The sequence below is a fragment of the Streptomyces sp. NPDC007025 genome, from assembly GCF_042869455.1.
Taxonomy (GTDB): Bacteria; Actinomycetota; Actinomycetes; order Streptomycetales; family Streptomycetaceae; genus Streptomyces.
The window spans coordinates 81,750-100,728 of sequence record NZ_JBIAFT010000005.1 but is presented as its reverse complement, the minus strand read 5'-3'; the positions used below and the strand labels follow the sequence as shown (position 1 = coordinate 100,728).

General features: G+C 69.3%; 16 protein-coding genes, 1 tRNA gene and 1 pseudogene. 7 read left to right on the top strand and 11 right to left on the bottom strand.

Translation table 11 applies throughout. The features are described from left to right. Nucleotides 1-168: 168 nt before the first annotated feature. From hemC to ACFYMO_RS11460, 6 genes are all read right to left on the bottom strand, one after another. The gene (hemC, locus tag ACFYMO_RS11485) at nucleotides 169-1,134 is read right to left on the bottom strand and encodes a hydroxymethylbilane synthase (RefSeq protein WP_366773003.1); all 966 of its coding nucleotides are present in this window, start codon (nucleotides 1,132-1,134) and stop codon (nucleotides 169-171) included. A 31-nt stretch (nucleotides 1,135-1,165) separates the two neighbouring features. Next, nucleotides 1,166-1,621 (bottom strand): NUDIX hydrolase, encoded by a 456-nt coding sequence (locus tag ACFYMO_RS11480; RefSeq protein WP_366773053.1) that lies wholly within the window; start codon nucleotides 1,619-1,621, stop codon nucleotides 1,166-1,168. Nucleotides 1,622-1,632: 11 nt separating this feature from the next. Continuing rightward, a complete protein-coding gene (locus ACFYMO_RS11475; RefSeq protein ID WP_360685631.1) occupies nucleotides 1,633-2,826 on the bottom strand; it encodes a methyltransferase in 1,194 nt (397 codons plus the stop codon). Nucleotides 2,827-2,836: 10 nt separating this feature from the next. Beyond that, nucleotides 2,837-2,968, bottom strand: a complete 132-nt coding sequence (locus tag ACFYMO_RS11470; RefSeq protein ID WP_360685628.1) for a hypothetical protein — start codon at nucleotides 2,966-2,968, stop codon at nucleotides 2,837-2,839. A 101-nt stretch (nucleotides 2,969-3,069) separates the two neighbouring features. Beyond that, nucleotides 3,070-3,453: a DUF6415 family natural product biosynthesis protein gene (locus ACFYMO_RS11465; RefSeq protein WP_366773002.1), complete on the bottom strand. Its 384-nt coding sequence runs from the start codon at nucleotides 3,451-3,453 to the stop codon at nucleotides 3,070-3,072. Nucleotides 3,454-3,640: 187 nt separating this feature from the next. Then, nucleotides 3,641-4,087 (bottom strand): ATP-binding protein, encoded by a 447-nt coding sequence (locus ACFYMO_RS11460; RefSeq protein WP_360685749.1) that lies wholly within the window; start codon nucleotides 4,085-4,087, stop codon nucleotides 3,641-3,643. Between the two features lie 349 nt (nucleotides 4,088-4,436). On the opposite strand from ACFYMO_RS11460, the gene ACFYMO_RS11455 reads away from it, so the two are divergent. Together ACFYMO_RS11455 and ACFYMO_RS11450 are read left to right on the top strand one after the other, a co-directional pair. Continuing rightward, on the top strand, nucleotides 4,437-5,435 hold the full coding sequence (locus tag ACFYMO_RS11455) for an XRE family transcriptional regulator (RefSeq protein WP_360685622.1): 999 nt from the start codon (nucleotides 4,437-4,439) through the stop codon (nucleotides 5,433-5,435). Between the two features lie 15 nt (nucleotides 5,436-5,450). Further along, nucleotides 5,451-6,032 carry an HD domain-containing protein gene (locus tag ACFYMO_RS11450; protein WP_366773001.1) on the top strand — a complete coding sequence of 194 codons (582 nt, stop codon included), beginning with the start codon at nucleotides 5,451-5,453 and terminating at the stop codon, nucleotides 6,030-6,032. Between the two features lie 56 nt (nucleotides 6,033-6,088). Here the strand turns inward: ACFYMO_RS11450 and ACFYMO_RS11445 are convergent. Together ACFYMO_RS11445 and ACFYMO_RS11440 are read right to left on the bottom strand one after the other, a co-directional pair. Continuing rightward, nucleotides 6,089-7,613: pseudogene (locus ACFYMO_RS11445) on the bottom strand (relaxase/mobilization nuclease domain-containing protein); the annotation flags it as partial. A gap of 169 nt (nucleotides 7,614-7,782) precedes the next feature. After that, nucleotides 7,783-7,856 (bottom strand) — tRNA-Gly (locus ACFYMO_RS11440). Between the two features lie 639 nt (nucleotides 7,857-8,495). On the opposite strand from ACFYMO_RS11440, the gene dcd reads away from it, so the two are divergent. From dcd to ACFYMO_RS11425, 3 genes are all read left to right on the top strand, one after another. Continuing rightward, entirely contained in the window at nucleotides 8,496-9,071 is a 576-nt protein-coding gene (dcd, locus tag ACFYMO_RS11435; RefSeq protein ID WP_074998957.1) for a dCTP deaminase, read from the top strand. A gap of 86 nt (nucleotides 9,072-9,157) precedes the next feature. Continuing rightward, the gene (locus ACFYMO_RS11430; RefSeq protein ID WP_388545779.1) at nucleotides 9,158-9,667 is read left to right on the top strand and encodes a phosphoribosyltransferase; all 510 of its coding nucleotides are present in this window, start codon (nucleotides 9,158-9,160) and stop codon (nucleotides 9,665-9,667) included. A gap of 160 nt (nucleotides 9,668-9,827) precedes the next feature. Then, nucleotides 9,828-11,381: a ricin-type beta-trefoil lectin domain protein gene (locus ACFYMO_RS11425; RefSeq protein WP_366772998.1), complete on the top strand. Its 1,554-nt coding sequence runs from the start codon at nucleotides 9,828-9,830 to the stop codon at nucleotides 11,379-11,381. Nucleotides 11,382-11,581: 200 nt separating this feature from the next. Here ACFYMO_RS11425 and ACFYMO_RS11420 read toward each other — a convergent pair whose 3' ends face one another. From ACFYMO_RS11420 to ACFYMO_RS11410, 3 genes are all read right to left on the bottom strand, one after another. Next, a complete protein-coding gene (locus tag ACFYMO_RS11420) occupies nucleotides 11,582-12,592 on the bottom strand; it encodes a Yip1 family protein (protein ID WP_366772997.1) in 1,011 nt (336 codons plus the stop codon). Nucleotides 12,593-12,858: 266 nt separating this feature from the next. Continuing rightward, the gene (locus ACFYMO_RS11415; RefSeq protein ID WP_074998953.1) at nucleotides 12,859-13,263 is read right to left on the bottom strand and encodes an ATP-binding protein; all 405 of its coding nucleotides are present in this window, start codon (nucleotides 13,261-13,263) and stop codon (nucleotides 12,859-12,861) included. Nucleotides 13,264-13,676: 413 nt separating this feature from the next. Beyond that, nucleotides 13,677-16,001 (bottom strand): (Fe-S)-binding protein, encoded by a 2,325-nt coding sequence (locus tag ACFYMO_RS11410; protein ID WP_366772996.1) that lies wholly within the window; start codon nucleotides 15,999-16,001, stop codon nucleotides 13,677-13,679. Between the two features lie 373 nt (nucleotides 16,002-16,374). On the opposite strand from ACFYMO_RS11410, the gene dnaK reads away from it, so the two are divergent. Continuing rightward, nucleotides 16,375-18,240 (top strand): molecular chaperone DnaK, encoded by a 1,866-nt coding sequence (gene dnaK, locus ACFYMO_RS11405; protein WP_366772995.1) that lies wholly within the window; start codon nucleotides 16,375-16,377, stop codon nucleotides 18,238-18,240. Continuing rightward, complete coding sequence (gene grpE / locus ACFYMO_RS11400) at nucleotides 18,237-18,977, top strand: nucleotide exchange factor GrpE (protein ID WP_366772994.1); 741 nt, start codon at nucleotides 18,237-18,239, stop codon at nucleotides 18,975-18,977. Before dnaK ends, grpE begins: the two co-directional genes overlap by 4 nt. Nucleotides 18,978-18,979: the final 2 nt, after the last annotated feature.

Genomic DNA, 18,979 nt, shown 5'->3' with positions numbered 1-18,979 from the left:
AAGATACCTGTGATGTGGAGTCCGGCGAGGTGGGCGGCGCGATTCTCTCGTAGCGGGTGGCCCGGGTCGGATGGGCGCAGTGCCCCCTGGCGGTGTCGCAGCCGGAGTATCCCTCGCCCCGCTCCTGGCGTTCTTGGTCGTCTTGGAGTGTCGCTCGTTGGCGTCGGGTCAGTGGGGGATGCCGTCGATGATGTCGCGGGCGTTTTGGCGGAGGAGTTCGGCGCAGACGCGGGAGCCGAGGGTGCCGGGGTCGTTGGAGGTTTCGCCCCAGATGTGGGCGTGGGCGAATTTGGAGCCGTCGCGGGAGAAGACCATGCCGCGCAGGGAGAGTTGTCCGTCGGGGTCGGTGGTGCAGTATCCGGCGATGGGGCTGTTGCAGTGTCCGCTCAGGCCGTGGAGCATGACGCGCTCGGCGGTCGCCTCGGTTTGCGTCTGGGCGTGGTTCAGCTGTTCCAGGAGTGCGGTTACGGCGGTGTCGTCGCGGCGGCATTCGAGGGCGAGGACGCCGGCGCCGACGGCGGGCAGCATCTCGTCGGTGGGGAATTGGTAGACGATGCGGCTGGTCAGGCCGAGGCGTTCGAGGCCGGCGCGGGCGAGGACCATGGCGTCGGCGTTGAGGTCGCCTTTGGTGCCGTCCAGTTTCTCCAGGCGGGTGCCGACTGCGCCTCGTACGCGTACGACGTTGAGGTCGGGGCGGCGGGCGAGGATCTGTGCTTTGCGGCGTACGGCTGTGGTGGCGACGGTGGCTCCGGACGGCAGGTCGCCGAGGGACTTGGCTGTGGATTTGTGGGGGACGAGCAGGACGTCGCGTACGTCGGCGCGGGGCAGCATGGCGGCGAAGATGAGGCCCTTGGGGAGGGGTTCGTCGCCGGGGACGTCCTTGAGGCAGTGGATAGCCATGTCGATGTCGCCGCGCTGGAGCTGCTGGTCGATGGCTTTGACGAACAGGCCCTTGCCCCCGAGCTGGGCCAGGTCGCCCTGCCAGCGGTCGGCTTCTGTGGTGGTCGGCACGGTCTCGATGGTCAGCTCGGGGAGGAGCTGGTGCAGCAGGCCGCTGACGTGTTCGGTCTGGGCGAGGGCCATGGGGCTGGAGCGGGTGCCGATGCGCAGGGTGCGCTCTGGGAAGTCAGACATGGGCGGGGCTTTCTCTCGGTCGGTCTGGTGGTCAGTGTTCGAGGTAGGCGGGTACCGGCCCGGCGTAGGCCCGGGTCAGGCGGAGGGCGTGCCGCTTGTGCAGCAGCTCCACTGCCGCCTCCGGCGGTATCCAGCGGCAGGCGGCCACTTCGCGGCGCTCCAGCAGGATGCGGCTGGCCTCCTGCGGAGTCACCGGAGGGGTGGCGAACAGGAACGTCATCCTCGCGCGGCGGCCCGGCGTGTGGGGCAGAACCCACTCCTGTACCAGCAGGGGGCCTGCTGCTCGGTCGAGCGACAGCTCCTCGCGCAGCTCCCGCCGCAGGGCCTCGCGGGGTGTCTCGCCTCCTTCAACGAGCCCGCCAGGAAGACGCCACGGCGCATTGGCGCCCTTGCCTTGGGGCTGCACGATCAGCACACGCCGTGACTGGTCAGTCACCAGCCCGTAGGCCGTGGCGGGAAAGCCAGGCGGTGACGGGTGCCGGGTCATGACCGTCCTGCTCACGTACTTTGTCCCTGGACGCGTCGGGGGACGGGGCGTTCGGGGTCGTCGAGCCATGGCTGGTGTGCCCCGTCACAGGTCACCGTCATGCCGAAGCGTTCGGGGCCGGGTTGTCCGGCCTCGGTCCACCAGTGGTACGCGGCTTCGACTTCGCTCCACAGCCGTCGGGGCCCGTGCTCCCAGACGGCGAAGGCGTCGTCAGTCTTACCGTCGTGGTCGACGGCGGCCCAGGAGGTGGCGTCGGTCGTGGCTACCCACAGGCGGGTTTCCACGCCGTCCACGTCAGGGTTGTGGTGCCAGGCACACCACACATCCGGGAGCTGCAGGCCGATGGCGAACTGCGCGGCCCAGTTGTCCCCGCTGACGGCCCAAGGCGACAGGGCCGAGGTGAACTCGGTGGGGATGTGGTCGTCGCGTACCACGTCGCGGAAGATCCGCAGGTCGGTGCGCTGGCCGCGCATGAGCATGAACGCCGAGTGCGGGTGGAAGCGACCGACCGCGGGGCCGTCCGGCTGGACAGTGAGCCGCAGCAGCCCGTAACACAGCCACGGACTCTCCCAGGGAAGAAGGATGACCCCACCCGGAGCCACGCCGCTGACCCAGCGCCGAGGTACCTGGCGGACGCTGCAGGTGGCCACGATGCGGTCCACTGCACGGTCGGCGACCACGGCTCCGTCCCCGGTGATGACGTGCGGGCTCAGGCCGACGGCTTCCAGGTTCGCGCGGGCCTGGTCGGCGAGGAGTGTGTCCACTTCCACGGTGGTCACCAGGGAGGTGCCGAGCCGGTGGGCGAGCAGGCCGGCGTTCCAGCCAGTGCCTGTGCCGACTTCCAGAACGCGTTCCCCACCTTCAAGATCCAGCATGTCGAGCATGCGGAAGACGATGCTGGGTGCCGATGCGGAGCAGGAGGGCCAGCGGTCGTCCTCGGGACCAGGGGCGTGGCCATCGTTGATCTGGGTGACGACCGGGGCGTCGTCGTAAGCGGCCCGTAGCCAGGCATCGAAGTCGTCCTGGCAGTTGCAGGGAGCCAGGTCGTCGCCGAGCCACACCGTGTCGGGAAGGAAGGCATGGCGGGGAACGGCGTGGAAGGCCGCTTCCCATTCGGGGGCCAGCGGGCCATGGAGTGACTGGTGGAGCCTGCTGAGCAGGCCGCTCATGGCGGCCTGCTCAGCGGCACGGGGGTCGGTTGTCATCCGTGAGTGCCTACTTCCCCTTGTGCTTGGGCTCGTCCTTGGGGTGCTGCGTGTCGGACGACGGCTTGGAGGTGCCCGGGTCCTTGCCTCCGGAGTGCTTGCCCTCGCCTCCACTGCCACCCTTGCCGGTGCCCCATCCCATCCGTTTCCCCTTCCGTTCAGTTACGGGTTGTTTCCTTCTCCCGGCTCCTGCTGCTGCAGGCCGGACTTCCTGCGAGTGCGGGTCGTGTTCAGACGAGGGGGTCACCTTTCGCCGATCACGAGCCTGCTCTCCTTCACCGCACCGGGAGCCTGGCCCCAGCCCTCCCGCTCCAGCAGGGTCAACACGTCGCGCAGCGTCTCGGCCGCGCTACGGGCGTCTGCCCTGGAGGTGCCGAGTGGGGCGTACGCCGTGGCCCGTGCGCGATTGACGACTTCCCGCACTACGACACGACCCGTGTCCAACTCCGATTCGGCTGCGTCAGCGAGAGCCAGCAGAAAGCCGCGCAACGTACTGATGGTGTGCTCGGCCTCCCCGTCCGTCACCGGGTCGAACCGCTTGCTCAGCACCAGTGCGACTGTCCGTTCCACCGTGTCCCGGGTGACGGGCACCGGTTCGTCGGCGTCCTCCAGCCGCCAGCGATGCATTCCAGAAACCGCCGCAGAACGGCTTCGTCAGGAGCACCTTCGGCCAGATGCTCCGGAGCTGCCGGACGGTGTGCCCAGGCCGCGCCCGGAGTGCGGCGCTCGTCCAGCTCGGCATTCGTCCGGCTACTGCGTCCCGACCGGTCGTGGAAGGTGAGGGAGAAGCGGCGCTGCTTCGCGTGGCGGGCTCTCATACGCTTTCCACCGCCGATTGGTCGGCTGTTTCGGTGAGCAAGTCGGCCCACACCGTCTTCCCCCAGCGGTGCGGCTCGACATCCCAGTGATCGGCCAGTGTCTCCACCAGGAGAAGACCCCGACCGGCCTCCGATTCTTCAGCATCGTCCTCCAGCAGATTGGGCTCGGGCAGGCTGAGGGACTTGTCAGAGACCGCGATCCGTACGCGTTGATGAGTGGCCAGGGTGATGCTGACACGTACCAGGCGGCAGCTTGTGTGCTGCACAGAGTTGCTGACCAGTTCGGAGACGACGAGCGTTCCGTCCTCGATGAGATGGTCGAAGCCCCAGGCGCTCAAAGCGGCTCTGACCAGGCTGCGAGCGCGGCTGACGGACCCTGCCTCGCACGGCCAGGTCTCGCTGTAGCCGGGGACACCAATCGCGTTGGGCCGGATCGCTGTCATGGTCACGGGGTCGTCCCTCCGGTGGCGTTGAACGCCCGAACTGACGTCGGCCGGACGTCAGGCGCTCTCCTACCTGCCGCCGATCACCCGGACCTGGGCGTCCGGCTCGGCGGCATCAGGGGTCAACCAAATCGCCATGCGGAGGCCCTGGTTGATCCCACAGCCAGAACCTACGGTCGTTGTCATTGGAGTAGTACTGACTGTGGGTACGGGTTAGACGACGCAGTGCACAGGGGGCGGCATGGCCGCGAAAGGGGCGGCGCGCGGAAGGGCAGCGGCAGGCACCATCGCTGGGTTCGTGCTCCGTATGGCCAGGGAAAGCGTTCCAGGAAGCGGTACGCAGGCCGGCATGGCGGAAGCCATGGGCGTGGACCTCGCAACCTGGCAGGGGTGGGAGTCCGGGCGCCGACCGTTGGCGAACATGAAGGCGGGCTCCCTTCTCGAACTCCGGCGTCGGCTACTCGGACTCGGTAGCGATCCGGCCGTCCTCGGTCTCCTCGACCCCGCCATGGACGCGGACCGCATCATCAGCGCCACTATCGAGCCGTCAGCCGATAAGCGTCACCCGCTCGCCGATTGGGTGCACACCCGCGATGCGGCCCACATGCTCGCCTGGTCACTCAACGGCACTACGCCTCCAGCGCTTGCATCAAGATCGACCAAGGCCCGACGTGGACCAGTTCCGGCCGCGCCGTTGCTGTCGGCTCCGGAACGCAGCCGGTTCTTCTCCCAGCTACGGGACACCGCGGAGGCTGCGGCCCGCGCGGGCGAAGACGGGATACTGCTACACCGCCAAGCGCTCTACTTGTGCTCCTACGACCGGAGCCGCGAAGCAATCTCGTGGATGAGCCATGCCCTGAACGTCCGGCGAGACCTGATCGTGGCGCGAGGGTGGACTCCCCACTGGGCGGCTGCGCGTTCCACCGCAACGGCCCTCGTACGCCTGGGCGACTCGCAACCGCTGCGGGACTTCATCGACCGGTCGATGGCCGACAACGATACGGCCGAGGCGGCGAACCTGAACTACTGGGCCTACTGGCTCGGAGCCATCCGCGAGCCCCAGGCGAACGACGGGTTCATGAGGGATCGGCCAACCGACTGGGAACCACTCCGGCTCATGCGGGGGCTCGTGGAGGGCTTGGACCAAGCACCGGGCTACGTCGATCTCTACGCCCACTCGCTGTGGGCGCTTCTGTCGTCTCAGCCCTGGCTTCCGCTGGCCTCCGCCGAACTGGCGAACAGACTGGATCAGCGAACGGCCCAGCTCCTCGACGACGACCGAATCTCCAAGCGATCCCGGCACGAACTCAGCTCCGTGCATTACGTTCTACGCGAGAACCGTGCGTGACAGACCGGAGGAGCCATGGCGGACACAGAGCAGGAGCAGGCGAAAGGCACAGCAAGCTTCCTGCTGGAGATGGGAATGCTCAAGCGGGCGAAGCGATCAGGCTGGTGGATCGCTGGCGTGAAGGACCCCGAGACCATCGCCGAGCACTCCTTCCGCGTTGGCCTCATCGGCTCCGTGCTCGCCATGATGGAAGGCGCCGACCCCGCGAAGACCGCGCTCCTCGGGCTCTGGCACGACACCCAGGAAACCCGCGTCAGCGACATCCCGCACATTGGCCGGCGCTACTTGGACGCCGCGTCGAACGAGAAGGTCACCGCGGACCAGGTATCCGCCGCTCACCCAGCCGTACAGGCCGGTGCCAAGCGGATCGTGGACGAGTACGAGAATGGCGACTCCCTCGAAGTGATCTGCGCACACGACGCTGACAAGCTTGAGTGCCTCATCCAGGCTGTCGAGTATCGCGAGCAGGGCTGCTCGAACGTGCAGGGCTGGATCGACAGCAGCGTGGCCAAGCTGAAGACAGCCTCGGCACAGAGCCTCGCCGAGGCCGCGCTGAACATGACCTCCGTGGAGTGGCAGAAGACGTACTTGCCGTAATCAACGGGGAAGACAGGACGCCCGCCTCCGTGGGGAGGCGGGTGTCCTGTGATGAGTCACCGTCGTCGCTGGGCACCAGGGCGGTGGGCGGCGGTGTGAGGGGTGGCTTCTCGGGGTGCCTCTACCTGGTGGGTGGAGCGAGGGCGAGTGGTGGTGCGGGCTTGGGCGGCTCGTGCGCGGGGGCTGGGTGCGGGGCGTTGGCTCATGCGGTGGATGCGCCAGACCAGGACCTTGGCGGGGGAGTGTGCGTCGTCCAGGGTGCGTTGGTCGGCGGCTTGCTGGAGTAGGCGGCCGGGGTCGTGGCCGACGGTCTGCGCGTCGGTGAGCGCGGTGGTTAGAGCCTCCCAGGCGGGGCTGTTGATGATTCGGTCCGCGTGCCCGGGGAGGGATTGGCGTATGAGGTCCGCATGGCGGGCTGTCGTTGTGTGCGGGGGCTTGCGCTCGGCGAGTGCGGCCAGCGGTGTTGCTGCGGCTTGCTCGTAGACGTCGCGGAGAGGTGCGGCGGCTTGGCGGGCGGCGATGGCTTGCTGTTGGTGGTGGCGTTTTTCGTGCCAGCGGGCGGCGGCGATGACGGCGAGGAGCGCTGCGTCCAGCAGCATTGCGAGTGCGGCCCCGTCCTTGGGGGCTGGCTGGCGCAGGATTGCGCGCATGGCGCTGCGCAGGGCGCGGGTCTTGTCGTGGTCGGAGCGGATACGGGAGCGGGTGGCGCGCTCGAACATGGTTGCCGACTGGTGCAGGCCGGGACGGAGATCCTTCGGTGCGATCAGGGTGAGGGCGTCGAGGGTTTCACCGAGGGCGGCCAGGTGGGCCTGGGAGGCGTCGTCGTCGCCTTGGTCGAGGCGGCGGGGGATGCGTTCGAGGGTGGCGGTGGCCTGGTGCCAGGGGTTGGCCTGGCGGTGTGGCGCTGGCTTATCGATGGCGGTCAGGCGTTCGTGGATCTTGGGGTAGGACAGGTCGGGGGCGAGCTTGGAGCCGGAGAACCACACCGGCTCTCCGGCCGCGTTGGTGTCCGAGGCGAGGGCGACCTTGTAGCCCCGGACGTCGCCGGAGGGGAAGCGCTGTACCTCCACCAGTACGTCGTCGTTGGCGTCCAGTAGGGAGATGAACTCTTCCTGGCTGCTGGCGGCGGCAACGGTGGTCCGCACGGTGCCGCGAAGTCGCTCGCGTGCGGTCTGTGATCGCCCGGTGCGGCGGGCCTTCTCCTGTTCGGCGCGGGTGGGGCGCTGGGCGGCGGTGCGGTCGCCGCGCGCGATGCGGTGGAGGCTGTAGTCCCTTCTCGACGGCTTCCAGTTCGCGGTCGGCGGTGAGGAAGTCGTTCCAGTGTTTCTCGTTGCGCAAGTCGCCCCGCGCTGTGGTGGCGGCGATGTGGATGTGGTCGTCGGCGTGCCGTACCGCGACCCAGCGGCACCCGTCCGGATCGCCCTCGGGCGCGATTCCGGTGGCGGCCACGACGCGGCGGGCGATGTCGGCCCATTCCTCGTCGCTGAGGGTCCGGTCTTCGGGTGCGGCCCGTACGGAGCAGTGCCACACGTGCTGTTTGGTGTCGCGGCCCTTCTGCCGGGCTTGGTTCACCCGCAGGTCGAATGCGTCTCGTCATTCGAGACGGAGTGATCCCCACACCACCCTGGTGGTGCGGGGAGTGCCCTTATAGCCGTGCTTTCCACGGAGTTAGGGCACGCGGAGGGCACGGACGGCCCCAACAGGTCTACACAACAAACAAGACCCAGGTCACTGACCTGGGTCTTCGTCATGGAGCGGGCGACGGGAATCGAACCCGCGCTCTGAGCTTGGGAAGCTCATGTTCTACCATTAAACTACGCCCGCGAGGAGCCGGGTATGGGCTGGCTCGTCGTCGGACACTCTACCTCATGGCGGACCCCGGTCGCATACGGCCTGGGTCCTTCTGCTGTTCCGGGGGCGTGGGGGTGTCGGTGCGGGTGGCGGTGGTGTCGCCCGGTCTTCGTCGGTCCGGTTCGTCGGCGCTGTTCCGTCGTTGTCCTCGCGGGGTGTCCGCGGCTCTTCGGTGTGTCCGGAATCGCGTCCGCAGCTGTGGTCCGGGCGTGTTCCGGGCGGTGTTCCGGGCGGCTGGGTGGGCGAGTTGAGGGGCGTACGGTGGGGATGGAGTGCCGGGCGTCAGAGCGTCGGACTCATCCCCTAACGTGGCTTTTGTCGTCCACGCATCCACGTGACTGGGGAGAGGGAAGCGATGGAATCCACTGTCGTCCGGTGTGCCGAGGGGCATGTTTTCAGCACCACGACGTTCCCGATGCAGCAGCTCGGAACCTCCCGGATCGGCCCTGGGCGGTTGTTGCGCTGTCCCCAGTGCGGGCGGCTGCGGCAGGCGGTGCCCGTGGTGCGGCAGCGGAAGGGGTGAGGGCGCGGCGTCCTCCTCCGAGGAGGCGCTCAGCGTCGCGGGGCCGGTCCGATTGGGCCGGCCCCGTTCCGTGCGCGTAGTCTCGGCCCGTGCTTCTCTCAGACAAGGACATCCGGGCCGAGATCGACGCCGGCCGGGTGCGGATCGATCCCTACGATCCGGCCATGGTGCAGCCCTCGAGTGTGGACGTGCGGCTGGACCGCTACTTCCGGGTGTTCGAGAACCACCGGTATCCGCACATCGACCCCGCCGTGGAGCAGCCCGATCTGACGCGGCTGATCGAGGCCGAGGGTGACGAGCCGTTCATCCTGCACCCCGGGGAGTTCGTGCTGGCCTCGACCTACGAGGTGATCACGTTGCCGGAGGACGTGGCCTCGCGGCTGGAGGGGAAGAGTTCGCTCGGGCGGCTGGGGCTGCTGACGCACTCGACGGCGGGCTTCATCGATCCGGGGTTCTCCGGCCATGTGACGCTCGAACTGTCCAATGTGGCGACGCTGCCCATGAAGCTGTGGCCCGGTATGAAGATCGGCCAGCTGTGCATGTTCCGGCTGACGACTCCCGCGGAGTTCCCGTACGGCTCGGCGCGGTACGGCTCCCGCTACCAGGGGCAGCGCGGGCCCACGCCGTCCCGCTCGTATCTGAACTTCCACCGGACCCATGTCTGAGGCGGATCCGCGGCCGAGTGGCCTGCGGGGTGACCGGCCGGGCAGCCGGTCGGGCAACTGAGGGACGAGAGAGCAGAGGGCCACCTGTGAGTGACGAGCAGGCGCACGAGCGCGAGAACCTGACCTACAGCCTCTTCGGGCAGGCCATCCGGGAGCTGGCGCAGCGGGTGGCCGACGACGGTTACGAGTCGGACATCATCCTCTCCATCGCCCGCGGTGGGCTCTTCGTGGCCGGCGGGCTGGGCTATGCGCTCGATGTGAAGAACCTTCATGTGATGAATGTCGAGTTCTATACCGGGGTGGGGGAGACGCTGGCCATGCCGGTGATGTTGCCTCCGGTCCCCAACGTCGTCGATCTCAGCCGGAAGAAGGTGCTCATCGCCGACGATGTCGCCGACACCGGCAAGACGCTGAAGCTGGTGCAGGACTTCTGTGCCGAGCATGTGGCCGAGGCGCGCAGCGCGGTCGTCTACGAGAAGTCCCATTCCCTGGTGAAGTGCGACTACGTCTGGAAGCGGACGGATCTGTGGATCAATTTCCCTTGGTCCGTCGAGCACCCTGTGGTCCGCCGGGAGGGTCAGGTTCTCGACGCCTGAGGGCGGGTCGGAAGGCCGACGGGGTCGGTAACTCCGTCTCGGTGGCGGCGTGTCGAGGATGAGCGCTGTGCGGTGGGGTCCGCACGGGTGGTTCCCTTCTCCGGTACTTGCGGGTAGGTACCGCTGGTAACAATGTTGCCGGCCGTAGGGAGACCACCTGATGGCGCGTAGGAGATCCGCGACCGCGCTCGCGGCGGCTCTGCTCATGGTGTGCGGAGGTGCGGGCGTGGCGGCTGCCGCGCCCACGAGCGGGGCGGTCGCGAGCGGGGCGGCGGCCGCGAAGGCGGACGCCCGTGTGAGTACGCCGCTGCCGCCCGAGTTGGAGAAGATCCGGGCTGCTGAGGCCCGGGAGCTCTACGGCAGCCCGGAGGAGCGGCCGCTGGGAGAGCGCAGCACGAGCCTCATCTCGCTCGGTGACAGCGAGATCTCCGGGGAGGGTGTCGGCACCTACGAGCCGGGCACCAACGGTCCGGACAACTGGTGCCATCGGTCGCCCGACGCGGCCGTACACCGCACGGGCATCGATGCGGACGTGACGTACAACGTGGCCTGCTCCGGTGCGAGCACCCAGAACATCCGGATCGGCGGCACCAAGCAGTACGCCGACGAGCTGGTGCAGAGCGACAGCCTGGCCATCAAGGCACGCAACACGCGGCTCAAGCAGATCATGCTCGTCGTCGGGGCCAACGACGACCTGCAGTTCGGGCCGGTGATGACCGACTGCGTCACTCGCTATCTGACCTTCCAGGGGCGGTGTGAGCCCAAGTACGACCCCGGCTGGCAGGACCGGGTCGACGGCCTGGTGCCCAAGGTGGAGCGGACCGTGGGCGACCTGCGGACGGTGATGCGCGACGCGGGGTACGCGGACGACGATTACCAGCTCGTCCTGATGGCCTACCCCAGCCCCATCGGTCCGGACATCAAGGACAACCCCAAGTTCCCGGGCAAGCTGGTCGGCGGCTGCGTCGGATACACCAGTGACGCCGCCTGGGGCCGCAACACGGCGGTGCCGAAGTTCGAGAAGGGCATCAGGGCGGCCGCCGCGCACACCGGGGCCGACTTCCTGGACGCCTCCCGGCTCTTCCACGGCCATGAGGTGTGCATGGAGAACACGTGGGCCCGCGGGCTGTATGTGGACCTCACCAACCCGTTCCCGCCGGACTCCAACTCGGTCCGCCAGTCCTTCCACCCGAACGTGCGCGGGCACGGCGCGTTCGCCGCGTGCTTCACCGAGATGTACCGGGCCGGGCAGCAGGGAGTGCGGGAGGCCTCCTGCGCGGATCCCGCCGGCCGCGGCGAGCCGAAGCTCTACCGGCTCGCCTGGGACGACGCCTTCGGGCAGCTGCGGAACGAGGGCACCGGGAGTTGCCTGGACGCCGACGGGGCCGCGAGCGCGGTCGGCACGGACGTGCGCGGCTGGGCCTGCGGTGCGGCGGACAAGCGCAACCAGCAGTGGTGGTACGACGCGCAGGGCAAGGCGCTCTACGCGGGCCAGACCCACGACCGGTGCGTGCAGAGCGACGGCACGGTCCGGGACGGGGCCGGGCTGGAGCTCGGCAACTGCTCCGGGGCGGGTGCACAGCAGTTCGTGCGGAACGGGTCCACCTTCCGGCCCGCCGCGGACACCGGGCTGTGCATGACGCTGCCGGGTGCCGAGGAACGGGCGCGGCTCGCCGCGTGCGACGGATCGGCGGCGCAGCGGTTCGCCGGGTGAGCCGGTGCGCAGGGTGAGCCGCAGGGGTTCGCCGGTTGAGCCGGCGCGCAGGTGAGCCGCTGAGCAGCTGAGCCGTCGCTCCGTGCGGCGGGGTGTCTCCGCTGTGCCGGGGCATCACATGCGGAGGGGCGCCCCGGGTCGGGGCGCCCCTCCATATGTGCGCGATGCGACCGGCGCCCGGGGCTCGCGGTCCGGGCCGCCTACAGCGTGCCCAGCTTGATCAGGAACAGCAGGGCCAGCAGCTGGATGGCGGAGGCGCCGAGGGCCTTGGGCCAGGGCAGGTCGTGGGAGCGGCTGACCATCGAGGTGAAGAGGAAGCCGGCCGCCACCCAGGTCGCCCACCCGACGGCCTGGACGAAGGTGGCCGTACCGCCCAGGAACAGGGCGAACAGCAGGCGCGGTGCATCCGTCAGGGACATGATCAGCATGGCGAGTCCCACGGTGGGCTGCCACGAGCCGTCGCCGCCGAACTGCCGGGCGAGCGTGTGGGTGACGGCGCCCAGGATCAGCCCCGCGAACACCACGGCCACACCGGTGATCAGCACATACGGGACGGCCTGGGAGAGCGTCGTGTGGAGGACGTCCTCGCGGGCCTGGTCGAGGCCGAAGACCGCGAGCAGCCCGTAGACGAACGTGACGATCAGCGCGGGAACCCACACCGCGTAGTCGCGCATCTGCCAGAACGTCGCGTTCGGGCGCAGCACGATTCCGGTGAGCAGGTCCTTCCAGTGCAGCCGGGGTCCGGCGGGCGGGGCGGGGGCATTGCCCGCGCGGTACGTGGCGCCGTCGGGGTATCCGTAGCCGTCCGGACCGGGGCCGCCGCCGGGACCGTAGGAATCGGGGCCGGGACCGCCGTACGGGTCGTGGATGCTGAACGCCTGGGTGTTGCCGGGGTTGTTGGCGTGCGGGTCCTGCCCGTGCCAGCCCTGCGGGGCACCGGGCTGTCCGCCGTGCGCACCGGGTCCGGGACCCGGGCCGGGCCCCGGGCCGGGGCCGTAGTTCTGCGGCGCGCCGTAGTGCGGCTGCGGGTCACCGAAGTACTCCGGCTCGCCGTGCTGCCCGCCGCCCTGCCAGGGGCCGGGTGCGGTCCCCGGCCCGGGGCCCGCACCAGACCCCTGCGGGTACGGCGAACCCGGGGGGTGCTGCGGGTACTGCCCATGCTGCTGCGCGCCCCGGGAGTCCCGGCCGCGTCCGCTCCTGAAACCAGCCACGCGATCGAACGTACCGTGTTCCGCGGGTCACGTGTGCCACAGCCGGGCGAGATGGCCGGACATCGCTGCTGACCTGTGACATCCCCTAGGGGAACCGGCTGGCGTGCCCCCTTCCGAGGGGGGAGGCGGCCCGGCCGGGAGGGCTGCGGGGAGGAGGGCGCGCTCCTCCGGAAGGCGGTCACTCCCGGAAGAGGTCACCCCGGGAAGGGGGTCACTCTCCGGGCAGGGGGTCACTCTCCGGGGAGGGGGTCACTCCAGGGAGGGGGTCACTCTCCGGGGAGGCGGACGGCGAAGGTGACGACGGCGCCCTGACCGGTTCCGCCGGCCACGGTCAGCCGGTCGGTCACCAGCCTGGCCAGCCACAGGCCGCGTCCGCTGGTGGCGCCGTCCAGGCCGGGCAGCAGTTCGGGGATGACGTCCTCGGTGAAGCCGGGGCCGGAGTCGGCGACCTGGCATTCGAGTTCCCCGGCCAGGTGGCGCAGGACGAGTTGGCCGCCGCCGCCCGCGTGCTCGACGGCGTTGGTGGCCACGGCGTCGACCGCGACGACGAATTCGCCCCTGCGGGGTTCGCCGAGCCCCGCCGACGCGGCCCGTGCCTCGACCTCGGCACGCAGTCTGGGCAGGTCGCGGAGGGTGAAGCGCAGTCGGCACAGCAGTTCGGGGGTCAGCATGGGGCACCTTCCCGCGCCGTCGACCGCGGGGCGGACCGGGCGGCGGGCCGCGGGGCGGGGGGCCCGGCGGCGAACGGGGCGCCGGGGTGGCTCCGGGTGACCGCGCGCGGGCCGGGGTCCGGCGGCCGGCCGTTTTCGGCCGGTCCGTCCTGGGCCGTACGGCCCGGGGCCTCGCGGTCCGCCACCTGCTGCTCCTCCTCGCCTGTCCTGCCGCTCCGCTCCGCGTGCGTGCGGTTAGGAGGCTAGGCCCGGCACGCGGCGATGGGTATACCGCGACCGCGGTTTGGCTCGTGTGGTGCGTTAACTGGTCGCATTTGACCACGACTTGCCGGAAAACGCGCAATGGCCGGCCCCGTGGATACGGGACCGGCCATCGCGAGGGTGCGAAGCGCCCGGTTCAGGCCACCTGGGCGCTACGAGGCGGGCTCCGGCTCGGGCTCCGGGTCCTTCTCCGTCTCGCCGTCGGCCGCCGGGGGTTCGCCGGGTGTCCTGACCGAGTCCAGCAGGAGCTGGGCCACGTCCACGACCTGCAACGCTTCCTTGGCCTTGCCGTCGTTCTTCTTGCCGTTGACCGAGTCGGTCAGCATGACGAGGCAGAACGGGCAGGCCGTGGAGACGATGTCCGGGTCGAGGGAGAGCGCCTCGTCCACGCGCTCGTTGTTGACCCGCTTGCCGATGCGCTCCTCCATCCACATCCGGGCGCCGCCGGCGCCGCAGCAGAAGCCGCGCTCCTTGTGCCGGTGCATCTCCTCGTTGCGCAGGCCCGGCACCCGGCCGATGATCTCGCGCGGCGGGGTGTAGACCTTGTTGTGGCGGCCGAGGTAGCAGGGGTCGTGGTAGGTGATCAGCCCCTCGACCGGGGTGACCGGCACCAGCCTGCCCTCGTCGATGAGGTGCTGGAGCAGCTGGGTGTGGTGGATGACCTCGTAGTGCCCGCCGAGCTGCGGGTACTCGTTGGCCAGCGTGTTGAAGCAGTGCGGGCAGGTGGCGACGATCTTCTTCGCGGACTTCGGCTTCCGCGTCGCCGGGTCCACCTCGCCGTCCTCGCCGAGGGACTCGCCGAAGGCCGCGTTCAGCGTGCCGACGTTCTCCTCGCCCAGCTGCTGGAAGAGGAACTCGTTGCCCAGCCGGCGGGCCGAGTCGCCGGTGCACTTCTCGTCGCCGCCCATGATGGCGAAGTTGACGCCCGCGATGTGCAGCAGCTCGGCGAACGCCTTCGTGGTCTTCTTCGCGCGGTCCTCCAGGGCGCCGGCGCAGCCGACCCAGTACAGGTACTCGACCTCGGTCAGGTCCTCGATCGTCTTGCCCACGATCGGTACCTCGAAGCCCGCGTCCTGCTGGATCTCCTTCGTCCACTCCAGCCGCTGCTTCTTGGCCAGGCCCCAGGGGTTGCCCTTCTTCTCCAGGTTCTTGAGCATCGTCCCCGCCTCGGAGGGGAACGCGCTCTCGATCATCACCTGGTAGCGGCGCATGTCGACGATGTGGTCGATGTGCTCGATGTCGACGGGGCACTGCTCGACGCAGGCGCCGCAGGTGGTGCAGGACCACAGCACGTCCGGGTCGATGACGCCGTTCTCCTCGGCTGTGCCGACCAGCGGGCGCTCGGCCTCGGCCAGCGCGGCCGCCGGGACGTCCTTGAGCTGCTCCTCGGTCGCCTTCTCGGCGCCCTCCATCGTCTTGCCGCCGCCCGCCAGCAGATACGGGGCCTTGGCGTACGCGTGGTCGCGCAGCGACATGATCAGCAGCTTCGGCGAGAGGGGCTTGCCGGTGTTCCAGGCGGGGCACTGCGACTGGCAGCGGCCGCACTCGGTGCAGGTGGAGAAGTCGAGGATGCCCTTCCAGGAGAAGTCCTCGACCTGGGAGGCGCCGAAGCGGACCTCCTCGGCGTCCTCGTCGCTGTCGTCCAGCGCGGTCTCGAAGTCGATGACCTTGCCGCCGGACATCATCGGCTGGAGCTCGCCGAGCGACGTGCCGCCGGTGGCCTCCCGCTTGAACCAGATGTTGAAGAACGCCAGGAACCGGTGCCAGGCCACACCCATGTTGGTGTTCAGGCCGACCGTGATCATCCAGATCATGGTCGTGCCCAGCTTGATCAGCGCCCAGAGGTAGACGAGGTTCTGCAGCGTGCCGGTGTCGAGCCCGTTGTAGGCCGCCACCAGCGGGTAGGAGAGGAAGTAGGCCGGCTCGTAGCCGTCCACGTGGTGCAGGGCGCCCTCGAGGCCGCGCAGCATCATGATGGCCAGGCCGATGACGAAGATGACGTACTCGACGAAGTACGCCTGGCCCATCTTCGAGCCCGCGAAGCGCGACTTGCGGCCCGCGCGGGAGGGCAGGCTCAGCAGCCGGATCACCATCAGGACGGCGATCCCGACGGTGGTCGCGAAGCCGATGAACTCGATGTACATCTCGTACGGCAGCCAGCCGCCGATGACCGGCAGCGTCCAGTCGGCCTGGAAGAGCTGGCCGTAGGCGTTGACGATGGTGGGCGGCAGGGTGAGGAAGCCGATCGCCACGAACCAGTGGGCCACGCCCACCACGCCCCACCTGTTCATCCTGGTGTGTCCGAGGAACTCCCGGACCAGCGTGGCCGTTCGCTGCTTGGGGCTGTCCTTGCGGGTACCCGCGGGCAGTGGCTGGCCGAGCTTGACGAAGCGGTAGATCTGCGCAATGGCGCGGGCGAACAGCGCAACGCCGACCGCGGTGAGCAGCAGCGTGACGACGATCGCGGCGAGTTGCATAGCGGCTCCTCGGAGCACGGAGGCGGCGTTTACTAAGCAGTAACTTATCCAGTCCGTACGAGACTACCCACTTGTCGCCGCTCCCTGCACCGCGCACCCCGGTGATTTGCGTCGCCCCGCGCGGGCGGGTCGGCCCCGCGGGGGTCCTCGGCCCGGGGTGGAGTCGTCCGGGGGCCGTGGAGTCGTCGGTGCCGGGGGTCGCGCGCCGCTCCCGCGCCCCTCCTGGGTGGCGCTCGGAGCCTCCTTGCAAGCAGGTATGCGCGCACCGTAGTCATGGAGGTTGAGTCGGCCCGGCTCAAGCTTCTTGACGCATTCTCCCCGGTCGTGCACTCTTGAGTCAGCTTCACTCAAGACCAAGCTGGAGGAACCCGAAATGGCTCGTGCGGTCGGCATCGACCTGGGTACGACGAACTCCGTCGTCAGTGTTCTCGAGGGCGGTGAGCCCACCGTCATCACCAACGCCGAGGGCGCCAGGACCACGCCGTCCGTCGTGGCCTTCGCGAAGAACGGCGAAGTGCTCGTCGGCGAGGTGGCCAAGCGGCAGGCGGTCACCAACGTCGACCGGACGATCCGGTCGGTCAAGCGGCACATGGGTACCGACTGGAAGATCGGTATCGACGACAAGGAGTTCAACCCGCAGCAGATCAGCGCCTTCGTGCTGCAGAAGCTGAAGCGGGACGCCGAGTCGTACCTGGGCGAGAAGGTCGCCGACGCGGTCATCACCGTCCCGGCGTACTTCAACGACGCCGAGCGGCAGGCCACCAAGGAGGCCGGTGAGATCGCAGGCATGAACGTGCTCCGGATCGTCAACGAGCCGACCGCCGCGGCCCTCGCCTACGGGCTGGAGAAGGAGGACCAGACGATCCTGGTCTTCGACCTCGGCGGCGGCACCTTCGACGTCTCGCTGCTGGAGATCGGCGACGGAGTCGTCGAGGTCAAGGCGACCAACGGCGACAACCACCTCGGTGGTGACGACTGGGACCAGCGGATCGTCGACTACCTGGTCAAGCAGTTCCAGTCCGGCCACGGCGTGGACCTGGGCAAGGACAAGATGGCCCTCCAGCGCCTCCGGGAGGCCGCGGAGAAGGCGAAGATCGAGCTCTCCTCGTCCACCGAGACCACGATCAACCTGCCCTACATCACCGCTTCGGCCGAGGGCCCGCTGCACCTGGACGAGAAGCTGACCCGGGCGCAGTTCCAGCAGCTCACGCAGGACCTGCTGGAGCGCTGCAAGACGCCGTTCCACAACGTGATCAAGGACGCGGGCATCCAGCTCAGCGAGATCGACCACGTGGTGCTCGTCGGCGGCTCCACCCGGATGCCGGCCGTCGCGGAGCTCGTCAAGGAGCTGACCGGCGGCAAGGACGCGAACAAGGGCGTGAACCCGGACGAGGTCGTGGCGATCGGCGCCAGCCTCCAGGCCGGTGTGCTCAAGGGCGAGGTCAAGGACGTCCTGCTGCTGGACGTCACCCCGCTGTCCCTCGGTATCGAGACCAAGGGCGGCATCATGACCAAGCTGATCGAGCGCAACACCACCATCCCGACCAAGCGCTCGGAGACCTTCACCACGGCGGAGGACAACCAGCCCTCGGTGCAGATCCAGGTCTTCCAGGGCGAGCGGGAGATCGCCGCCTACAACAAGAAGCTCGGCATGTTCGAGCTGACCGGCCTGCCCCCGGCGCCGCGCAACGTCCCGCAGATCGAGGTCACCTTCGACATCGACGCCAACGGGATCATGCACGTCTCCGCCAAGGACCTGGGCACCGGCAAGGAACAGAAGATGCAGGTCACCGGCGGCTCCAGCCTTCCCAAGGACGACATCGAGCGAATGATGCGGGAGGCCGAGCAGTACGCCGACGAGGACCACAAGCGCCGCGAGGCCGCCGAGACGCGCAACCAGGCCGAGCAGCTCGTCTACACGACGGAGAAGTTCCTCAAGGACAACGAGGAGAAGGTCCCGGCCGAGACCAAGTCCGAGGTCGAGACCTCGCTGGAGGACCTGAAGGAGAAGCTCAAGGGCGAGGACACCGCGGCCATCCGCGAGGCGTCCGAAAAGGTGGCGGCCACCAGCCAGAAGCTGGGCCAGGCCCTCTACGCCGACGCCCAGCAGGCCCAGGAAGGCGGCGCCGAGGGCGGCGCGGCCGGTGCGGGCAAGGCCGAGGGCGGTGCCGGTGAGGACGACGTCGTGGACGCCGAGATCGTCGACGAGGACCAGAAGCCCAAGGACGGTGCGGCGTGACGGAGGAGACCGCGGGCTTCGGCAAGGAGTCCGACGTCCCCGCCGACGCCGGTGAGCCGAGTGACGCGGACCGGGCAGCCGCCTCCGACCAGGAGGCGGCGCCCGGGGCGCCGTCGGCCGGGGACGCCCAGCAGAGTGAGGGCGATGTGAGCGCACAGGACGTCTGGGAAGCGGAGGAGGGCGGCGACCAGGAGCGGGGCGAGCCCGCCGAGGGCGGCCCGGTCTCCGAGCTGGAGGCCGCCCGGAAGGCCCTGCACGAGCGCACCCAGGACCTTCAGCGGCTGCAGGCGGAGTTCCAGAACTACCGCCGCAGGGTCGAGCGGGACCGGGAGGCGGTCAAGGAGATCGCCGTCGCGAACCTGCTGACCGAGCTGCTGCCGGTGCTGGACGACATCGGCCGGGCGCGGGACCACGGCGAGCTGGTGGGCGGCTTCAAGTCGGTCGCAGAGTCGCTGGAGACCGTCGCGGCCAAGATGGGTCTGATGCAGTTCGGCAAGGAGGGCGAGCCCTTCGACCCGACGGTGCACGAGGCCCTGATGCACTCCTACTCTCCGGACGTCACGGAGACGACGTGCGTGCAGATCCTGCAACCCGGGTACCGAATCGGCGAGCGGACCATCCGTCCCGCGCGGGTCGGCGTGGCCGAGCCGCAGCCCGGTGCCGCGGGCGGCAAGGGCGAGGCCGGTGCCGAGGCGCCGGCGGCTGAAGAGGAGAACGGTGGCCCGGACGAGGGCTGACC

Excerpts from the sequence above, each read along its gene's own strand:
- ACFYMO_RS11410 (WP_366772996.1), bottom strand. The coding sequence starts at position 16,001 with ATGCAACTCGCCGCGATCGTCGTCACGCTGCTGCTCACCGCGGTCGGC.
- ACFYMO_RS11450 (WP_366773001.1), top strand. The coding sequence starts at position 5,451 with ATGGCGGACACAGAGCAGGAGCAGGCGAAAGGCACAGCAAGCTTCCTG.
- ACFYMO_RS11475 (WP_360685631.1), bottom strand. The coding sequence starts at position 2,826 with ATGACAACCGACCCCCGTGCCGCTGAGCAGGCCGCCATGAGCGGCCTG.
- hemC (WP_366773003.1), bottom strand. The coding sequence starts at position 1,134 with ATGTCTGACTTCCCAGAGCGCACCCTGCGCATCGGCACCCGCTCCAGC.
- ACFYMO_RS11425 (WP_366772998.1), top strand. The coding sequence starts at position 9,828 with ATGGCGCGTAGGAGATCCGCGACCGCGCTCGCGGCGGCTCTGCTCATG.
- ACFYMO_RS11470 (WP_360685628.1), bottom strand. The coding sequence starts at position 2,968 with ATGGGATGGGGCACCGGCAAGGGTGGCAGTGGAGGCGAGGGCAAGCAC.
- dnaK (WP_366772995.1), top strand. The coding sequence starts at position 16,375 with ATGGCTCGTGCGGTCGGCATCGACCTGGGTACGACGAACTCCGTCGTC.
- ACFYMO_RS11460 (WP_360685749.1), bottom strand. The coding sequence starts at position 4,087 with ATGACAGCGATCCGGCCCAACGCGATTGGTGTCCCCGGCTACAGCGAG.
- ACFYMO_RS11480 (WP_366773053.1), bottom strand. The coding sequence starts at position 1,621 with ATGACCCGGCACCCGTCACCGCCTGGCTTTCCCGCCACGGCCTACGGG.
- ACFYMO_RS11415 (WP_074998953.1), bottom strand. The coding sequence starts at position 13,263 with ATGCTGACCCCCGAACTGCTGTGCCGACTGCGCTTCACCCTCCGCGAC.
- ACFYMO_RS11465 (WP_366773002.1), bottom strand. The coding sequence starts at position 3,453 with ATGCATCGCTGGCGGCTGGAGGACGCCGACGAACCGGTGCCCGTCACC.
- ACFYMO_RS11455 (WP_360685622.1), top strand. The coding sequence starts at position 4,437 with ATGGCGGAAGCCATGGGCGTGGACCTCGCAACCTGGCAGGGGTGGGAG.